Below are 7,371 nucleotides of genomic sequence, written 5' to 3'. Positions count from 1 at the left end.
GTTTGGGACCAAGGGGTCGCAGGTTCGAATCCTGTCTTCCCGACCATTACAACGGGGCCTTAGCTCAGCTGGGAGAGCGCCTGCCTTGCACGCAGGAGGTCAGCGGTTCGATCCCGCTAGGCTCCACCAACTATATAATATAAAGATCCTGGCGGCGTAGCTCAGCTGGCTAGAGCGTACGGTTCATACCCGTAAGGTCGGGGGTTCGATCCCCTCTGCCGCCACTTTTTTAGGACCTTTAGCTCAGTTGGTTAGAGCAGACGGCTCATAACCGTCCGGTCGCAGGTTCGAGTCCTGCAAGGTCCACCACTTATATGTTATAACGGAGGAATACCCAAGTTTGGCTGAAGGGATCGGTCTTGAAAACCGACAGGGGAGTCAAATCCCGCGGGGGTTCGAATCCCTCTTCCTCCTCCATATTTTAAAAAGTGTGGACAGGTTCTTTAAGAACCATCTGTTAAAAAATGAATACATATCTATATTATTGTCGCGGGGTGGAGCAACGAACAGCGAAAGCTGTGAGTTACATCGATGCAGGCGCAGCCGAAGCAGATGTCCATTGCGAAACAAGCGCAAGAGAAACAAACTATCATTAATATTATTGTCGCGGGGTGGAGCAGTTCGGTAGCTCGTTGGGCTCATAACCCAAAGGTCGCAGGTTCAAATCCTGCCCCCGCAACCAAATGGTCCCGTGGTGTAGCGGTTAACATGCCTGCCTGTCACGCAGGAGATCGCCGGTTCGATCCCGGTCGGGACCGCCATTTTTTCTGAAAATATGGGTCAGTAGCTCAGTTGGTAGAGCATTAGATTGAAGCTCTAAGTGTCGGCGGTTCGATTCCGTCCTGACCCACCATTTTTTTCGCGGGTGTAGTTTAGTGGTAAAACCTCAGCCTTCCAAGCTGATGATGAGAGTTCGATTCTCTTCACCCGCTCCATTTATTTTTATTTTACATATGGGCCTATAGCTCAGCTGGTTAGAGCGCACGCCTGATAAGCGTGAGGTCGATGGTTCGAGTCCATTTAGGCCCACCATTCCGAAGTAGCTCAGTGGTAGAGCACCGCACTGTTAATGCGATGGTCGTAGGTTCGAATCCTACCTTCGGAGCCATATACTGGGGAAGTACTCAAGTGGCTGAAGAGGCGCCCCTGCTAAGGGTGTAGGTCGGGAAACCGGCGCGAGGGTTCAAATCCCTCCTTCTCCGCCAGTATACGGCCCCTTGGTCAAGCGGTTAAGACACCGCCCTTTCACGGCGGTAACACGGGTTCGAATCCCGTAGGGGTCATCCCAAAAACACTATGCAGAAATTGCATAGTGTTTTTTTATAATTAAAAAAGCAGCTAGCCGAGTTCATCCGGCTAGCTGCTTTTTAATTATGAATGATTTCCTCAGGAAGAGAAGTGCTTTCTTTGATCGAGGCTTGACTATGAATTATCATGCCAAGCATAACAATTATAATTCCTGCCCATGAAGTTAATGAGGGAAGGGCAATCGATAGAATGATAATTTCACCAGCCAAAGCGAAAAGAACTTCCAGTGATTGGGTAGCTTCAACTGCCGCTAACTTTTTCATATCTTTTCGTACTAAGTCAGTTGCTTTGAAAAAAAGAACGGTTGCAATGACTCCCGAACTTACTGCTACAATTAAAGATTGAAGGCTTTGGTTTATGCTTGGGAATCCCACTGTCGATATACCATAAATGGCTAAAATAAACCAGAAGGGCAAACTAGCTAAAGTCATTCCAAGGACACGCTGGTAGGCATCCAAACGCCCATCACACAATTCCATCATTTTACGATTTCCTAATGGATAAGCAAAGCATGCAATTAAAACAGGCAGAAAACCCAGCATAAAAACTTCTACTGAAATTTTTTGTGCACTTTCAATTTGCATTATGATTACTCCTAGTAAAATGATCAGTGAAAATAACAGCCCTCTATAGGGAATTTTTTCACGCTTTAATATCGGTCCATTGGATGTGTATATTGTCGTCAAGAAAAAAGGAGCGATTAAAGACCCGGCTATAATCGTGATTTGCCAACTTCCTGCAATGAGCCATCCTGGAGAATAGGCAGCTGCAAAACAAAGGGGCATATAAAATAGACCAAATCCAATAAAGCTCCAAAGTAACCAAGCTAGAGGGGCACGCTTCATTTCCGCTAATAAGGGTTTTAAGTTCTTTCTTGTGAGAACAATGGCTACTAGAAAAGGAACCATAAAAATATACCTTAAAACAGCACTCCAAATCCAGCTTCCTCCAGTAGCATCCATACTTGCATTAAATACAAATGTGAAAGCAAAAAAGAAAGCTGCAGAAATCCCTATAATAATAGGCTTCATAATAAGCACCTCAATCCTAAACAATAAGTAAATGATATGCTAATATATCGCATTTAGAAATTTCAGTCAATAGTCAGTTTTATTGTGAAATAGCAAAATTAATTTAATTCCTCTATACTACTGCCAATCAATTTCAAACCAAGTCTACTCAGGAGTTTTTTCTGTTTTATTAAAATAAGGTTTGGCAGCAGCAAATGGTGTGCTGATTTTTATAGAAAAGAGTATGATAGAGAATAGAGAATTAAAAGTGAAGTAGTTTGACATACTTATTTGAAAACGGAGGTAATTAGATGAATTCACAACCGTATTCATCGACCGAAAAATATGAAGATACGCGGTTTTTAGCGTATCGTTTTTATACTGAAACGATTGAAGTATCAGGAATGTCAGCATTAGCATTCTTTGAAGCAGGAAAGACTTCGTTTAAAGGGCAGCGGATGTTTTGGCAGAACCGGGAAAAGACGTTTACGTTAGTTGGATTAGGCCATGCATTTACGCTGTCTGCTGCTAACCACCATGGACGGTTTGAAGATATCCAAAAGGATTGGCAAAGTTTGTGCAAACAAATTGTCAACGAAGAGCGGTTTGTGCAGCCAATTCTATTTGGGGGATTTTCGTTTGATCCGCTGAACAAGCAACAAAGCGAATGGGTGCGGTTTCCCGAGGCTTATTTTGCTGTGCCGTCGTTCCAGTTGATTATAAAAGATGATCGTGCCTATGTCAGCATCCACTTAATCACAAAAGAAGAAGAAACTTTTCAAGCGTTCGAGGCTTTAAGAAAAGAACGGGACAAGATGATACACACTGCCCAAGTGTCAGAATTGGCCACTTATACAAAACCTATAGTTGTTGAGCGCCAAGAATTGAAAAAAGAACAATACATGGATTCGATTGAAAAAGTAACAGCTATAATAAAAGCAAAGCAAGCTGAAAAAGTGGTCATAGCCCGAACGCTGAAATTGAAATACAAAGAATCGCTTTCCCCAGCTTCCGCTCTTTATCAAGTTTCAAAAGAACAGCCGGAAAGCTTTTTGTTCGGTTTAGAAGCGGAAGACCAATTTTTCTTTGGGGCAACGCCAGAACGGCTTGTGAAAGTAGAAAACAGGCAAGCTCTTTCCACTTGTCTGGCAGGTTCTACTCCGCGCGGTAAAACAGTAGATAGAGACGCTGAATTGGGAGAGGACTTGCTGCGGGACCGGAAAAACCGGTCTGAACACCAATACGTTGTTGCGATGATCAGTAAAGTGTTTGCAGAACATTGCAGGGAAACTTTTGTTCCAAAAACACCGGCGTTGATGAAAACCAGAGATATCCAACATTTATACACGCCTGTGAAAGGCGAATTAAAAGCTGGGGCGACTTTGTTTGATTTGGTACGTGATCTGCATCCAACACCGGCTTTGGGTGGAGAACCGAAACAAACGGCCCTCAGTTTAATCCGGCAGTATGAAACAATGAATCGTGGATATTATGCCGCACCAATCGGCTGGGTAGATGCCCAGGGCAATGGAGAGTTCGCTGTTGCCATCCGCTCTGCCCTATTAAATGAAAAAGAAGCATATTTGTATGCTGGGGGCGGAATTGTCGAAGACTCCACCCCTGAATCGGAGTATTCGGAGACTTGGGTTAAGTTTCGGCCGATGCTCCGTGCGCTTGGAGGTCAATTAAGTGACGAATCGTGAATTTTTAACTGAATATGTATCAGCTTTTACCCATTCGCTTGTTCATTTAGGGGTGAAAAATGCGGTGATTAGCCCGGGTTCCCGGTCTACACCGCTTGCTTATGCATGTATGAAACAGGAAGACTTGAAAGTATACCGGCAAATTGATGAGCGCTCAGCAGCTTATTTTGCTCTTGGTTTGGCAAAGGCATCGGGGAAACCTGTGATGTTGCTCTGTACTTCAGGGACGGCTGCAGCTAATTATTTTCCAGCAATTGTGGAAGCTTATTATGCTCGTGTGCCGCTTATCGTAGTAACGGCTGACCGGCCGCACGAGTTGCGTGAAGTTGGAGCGCCACAAGCGATCAACCAGATCGATTTATTTGGATCCCATGTGAAATGGTCGGTTGATTTGCCGATGCCGGAACAGGAAAACCAGTTTGCTTTTCTAAGCCGCCATTTGCATCGATCAGTTGCCTCCGCTAATACAGAACCGAAAGGGCCTGTACATATCAACGTTCCGTTCCGGGAGCCATTGAGAATTGATTTTGAGCAAAGATATGAGAGCCGGGGAGAAATCGCTCATTTTCCTGGAAAATCAGCGTTAACTGACGAAATGAAAAACTTCTTGCAGGAAATGTTAAACAAAACAAAAGGAATATTGATTGTCGGAGAAACGGCAGCGGCGTTTCCAATTGAGTTTTGGAAGTTTATTCAGAAGTTGCAGTGGCCGGTTCTGGCAGATCCTCTTTCGAATATCCGGGCAAATATTGACCCAGCATGCCAAGAGTTGATCATCGATTCGTATGATGCGTTGTTGAAGAATGAGCTGTTCAAACAAGAAGCGGTTCCGGATGTGGTTCTCCGCGTTGGCCCTCAGCCGGTTTCAAAGCCGTTGTCGTTGTATTTAACAGCCATCAAACCTGAAACATATATTGTATTTGATGAAAGCCCTATGCTCAGAGATGCCCAATCGGTTGTAACGCATCATATTCAGGCTTCAGCTGAAGGATTATGGCAACTGCCAATTAAAACAAAAAAGGAAACTGATTACCGCTTGCAATGGACAAAAGCGAGAGATATATATTGGCAAGTGGTGGAACATCATTGTGCAGAGGAAAAAGATGAAGGTGTTTTGGCTAAGCTCTTTTTTGAAGAGTTGGATGCTTGTGATCTAATTGTCGGCAGCAGCATGCCGATACGAGATACTGATACATTCTTTAGAGCGACAGAACGGGATGTGAGGATTTTTTCGAATCGTGGCGCGAATGGCATCGATGGCGTTGTATCGACGGCGTTTGGTGTACAGGCTGCAGGAGATCGGCCGGCGTATTTGTTTATCGGTGATTTATCGTTTTTACATGATATGAACGGGCTGATCGCTTCGAAGATGCAGGAAAGCGATTTGACGATTGTCATTATGAATAATGATGGAGGCGGCATCTTTTCGTACTTGCCGCAATCGCAGGAAGAGCGTTATTTTGAAGAATTATTTGGTACGCCAACAGGTTTGACGTTTGGAGAAGCTGCGAAAATGTATGATGCTGAATACGCATTAGTTGAAACAAAAGAACAGTTAACTAAAACTTTACGGGCTGCGAAGCAGAAACAAGTGAAAATCATTGAAGTAGTTACGGATCGCCAAGAAAATGTTCGGGCTCATCGCAAATTATGGGAGCGTTTGAACGAGGAGCTGGCAATACAATGAATATAGCGGCAAATGATGTCCGTTACCATGTTGAAATTTTTAATAAAGAAAAGCAGCGGACAATTGTCTTTTTACATGGATTCACTGGCAACGCTAAAACTTGGAATTCAATTATAGAACAATTGCAAGACTTTAAAATAGTTTTACTCGACTTGATCGGCCACGGACAGTCGGACAGCCCAGAGTCGGCGGAGCGCTATGCTATGGAGCGGCAAATTGAGGATCTAAATGTACTTTTTAACGAGTTAACATTAACTGGTTTTACTTTGGTTGGATATTCGATGGGCGGACGCACGGCGCTCGCTTATGCTTGTACGTATCCTGGGCGTGTAGAGGCATTAATATTGGAAAGTGCCTCTCCTGGCCTTCAAACGACAGAAGAGCAGAAAGACCGGCAGGAGCGTGATGCTGCATTGGCTCGCCGAATTTTAAGCGGCGGCATCCCCGATTTTGTGGGTTTTTGGGAAAACATTCCGTTGTTCGACAGCCAGAAACAATTGCCGGACACAGTAAAACAAGCAGTGCGCCAAGAACGGCTGGCGCAAAGCACGTTTGGACTCGCCAATAGTTTGCTTGGGATGGGAACAGGTTCACAAGCGTCGTATTGGGGAGTTTTAAAAGATTTAAAAGTGCCGGTTTTATTGCTTGCAGGGACGCTGGATTTGAAGTTTAAAGCAATTAATGAAGAGATGTTTGCCCTTTTGCCAAACGCCCGATTGGAAATTTTGGAAGCGGGACATGCAATTCATGTGGAAAAACCGCTTGAATTTGCTACAATGGTAAAGGAGTATTTGACATTAGAATTTAGAGGAGGAACATCATGACACGCGAGTGGGTTACAGAACGTACATATGAAGATATTAAATATGAAACGTACAACGGCATTGCCAAAGTTACGATCAACCGTCCGGAAGTGCGCAACGCCTTCCGTCCAAAAACGGTCCACGAATTGATCGATGCGTTTTCTCGTGCACGCGACGATTCAAAAGTAGGGGTTATTGTCTTGACTGGTGAAGGCGAAAAAGCTTTCTGCTCAGGTGGAGATCAATCCGTACGCGGGCATGGCGGTTATGTAGGAGAAGATGAGATTCCACGCTTGAACGTCTTGGATCTTCAGCGCTTGATCCGCGTAATTCCAAAACCAGTTGTTGCGATGGTTGCAGGCTATGCGATTGGCGGCGGGCACGTGTTGCACGTTGTTTGTGATTTGACAATTGCAGCTGACAACGCGCGCTTCGGCCAAACTGGACCACGCGTTGGATCTTTTGATGCTGGATATGGCTCCGGCTATCTGGCGCGTATTATCGGCCATAAGAAAGCCCGTGAAATCTGGTACTTGTGCCGTCAATACGATGCACAAGAAGCGCTTGATATGGGATTAGTCAACACAGTGGTTCCTTATGAGCAGCTTGAAGACGAAACCGTTAAATGGTGCGAAGAAATGCTAGAAATGAGCCCGACTGCACTTCGTTTCATCAAAGCGGCTATGAACGCTGATACAGATGGTTTGGCAGGACTTCAGCAAATGGCAGGAGATGCGACATTGCTTTACTATACAACGGATGAAGCGAAAGAAGGACGCGATGCGTTTAAAGAAAAACGCAAACCGGATTTCGGACAATTCCCGCGTTTCCCATGATTTGAATAACTGAAAGCTGTCCTC

Annotated in this window: 5 protein-coding genes and 12 tRNA genes; 16 read left to right on the top strand and 1 reads right to left on the bottom strand. The window is 44.7% G+C overall.

Features of this window, described 5'->3' with window-relative positions; genetic code table 11:
* Positions 1-53: 53 nt before the first annotated feature.
* The 12 genes from FQV28_RS03755 (at position 54) to FQV28_RS03700 (ending at position 1,283) form a co-directional block, all read left to right on the top strand.
* Positions 54-129: transfer RNA gene (locus FQV28_RS03755), tRNA-Ala, on the top strand.
* 21 nt (positions 130-150) lie between these two features.
* A tRNA-Met gene (locus FQV28_RS03750) sits at positions 151-224 on the top strand.
* 8 nt (positions 225-232) lie between these two features.
* Positions 233-309, top strand: a tRNA-Ile gene (locus FQV28_RS03745).
* A 15-nt stretch (positions 310-324) separates the two neighbouring features.
* Positions 325-417 (top strand) — tRNA-Ser (locus FQV28_RS03740).
* A gap of 188 nt (positions 418-605) precedes the next feature.
* Positions 606-682, top strand: a tRNA-Met gene (locus tag FQV28_RS03735).
* Positions 683-685: 3 nt separating this feature from the next.
* Positions 686-761, top strand: a tRNA-Asp gene (locus tag FQV28_RS03730).
* A 16-nt stretch (positions 762-777) separates the two neighbouring features.
* Positions 778-853, top strand: a tRNA-Phe gene (locus FQV28_RS03725).
* 8 nt (positions 854-861) lie between these two features.
* A tRNA-Gly gene (locus tag FQV28_RS03720) sits at positions 862-935 on the top strand.
* Between the two features lie 20 nt (positions 936-955).
* Positions 956-1,032, top strand: a tRNA-Ile gene (locus tag FQV28_RS03715).
* Between the two features lies 1 nt (position 1,033).
* Positions 1,034-1,108, top strand: a tRNA-Asn gene (locus tag FQV28_RS03710).
* A 6-nt stretch (positions 1,109-1,114) separates the two neighbouring features.
* Positions 1,115-1,205: transfer RNA gene (locus FQV28_RS03705), tRNA-Ser, on the top strand.
* Between the two features lie 6 nt (positions 1,206-1,211).
* Positions 1,212-1,283 (top strand) — tRNA-Glu (locus tag FQV28_RS03700).
* An 84-nt stretch (positions 1,284-1,367) separates the two neighbouring features.
* Here the strand turns inward: FQV28_RS03700 and FQV28_RS03695 are convergent.
* Positions 1,368-2,339, bottom strand: coding sequence for a DMT family transporter (locus FQV28_RS03695; protein ID WP_146494257.1), 972 nt, complete (start codon positions 2,337-2,339; stop codon positions 1,368-1,370).
* 290 nt (positions 2,340-2,629) lie between these two features.
* On the opposite strand from FQV28_RS03695, the gene FQV28_RS03690 reads away from it, so the two are divergent.
* From FQV28_RS03690 to menB, 4 genes are read left to right on the top strand one after another with little or no spacing between them, the layout of a single operon-like run.
* The gene (locus FQV28_RS03690) at positions 2,630-4,021 is read left to right on the top strand and encodes an isochorismate synthase (protein ID WP_146494256.1); all 1,392 of its coding nucleotides are present in this window, start codon (positions 2,630-2,632) and stop codon (positions 4,019-4,021) included.
* On the top strand, positions 4,008-5,708 hold the full coding sequence (menD, locus tag FQV28_RS03685) for a 2-succinyl-5-enolpyruvyl-6-hydroxy-3-cyclohexene-1-carboxylic-acid synthase (RefSeq protein WP_146494255.1): 1,701 nt from the start codon (positions 4,008-4,010) through the stop codon (positions 5,706-5,708). Before FQV28_RS03690 ends, menD begins: the two co-directional genes overlap by 14 nt.
* The gene (menH, locus tag FQV28_RS03680; RefSeq protein WP_146494254.1) at positions 5,705-6,532 is read left to right on the top strand and encodes a 2-succinyl-6-hydroxy-2,4-cyclohexadiene-1-carboxylate synthase; all 828 of its coding nucleotides are present in this window, start codon (positions 5,705-5,707) and stop codon (positions 6,530-6,532) included. The genes menD and menH overlap by 4 nt, the downstream gene beginning before the upstream one ends.
* On the top strand, positions 6,529-7,347 hold the full coding sequence (gene menB / locus FQV28_RS03675; protein ID WP_146494253.1) for a 1,4-dihydroxy-2-naphthoyl-CoA synthase: 819 nt from the start codon (positions 6,529-6,531) through the stop codon (positions 7,345-7,347). Before menH ends, menB begins: the two co-directional genes overlap by 4 nt.
* The last annotated feature ends 24 nt before the right edge of the window (positions 7,348-7,371 follow it).

Source organism: Planomicrobium sp. CPCC 101079, from assembly GCF_007859275.1.
Classification (GTDB): Bacteria; Bacillota; Bacilli; order Bacillales_A; family Planococcaceae; genus Planococcus.
The sequence above is the reverse complement of the archived record's forward strand: the minus strand, read 5'-3'. Positions and strand labels throughout refer to the sequence as shown.

What these genes read in the sequence shown, in the direction of transcription:
- menH (WP_146494254.1), top strand. Translation starts at nt 5,705, where the DNA reads ATGAATATAGCGGCAAATGATGTCCGTTACCATGTTGAAATTTTTAAT.
- FQV28_RS03695 (WP_146494257.1), bottom strand. Translation starts at nt 2,339, where the DNA reads ATGAAGCCTATTATTATAGGGATTTCTGCAGCTTTCTTTTTTGCTTTC.
- menB (WP_146494253.1), top strand. Translation starts at nt 6,529, where the DNA reads ATGACACGCGAGTGGGTTACAGAACGTACATATGAAGATATTAAATAT.
- FQV28_RS03690 (WP_146494256.1), top strand. Translation starts at nt 2,630, where the DNA reads ATGAATTCACAACCGTATTCATCGACCGAAAAATATGAAGATACGCGG.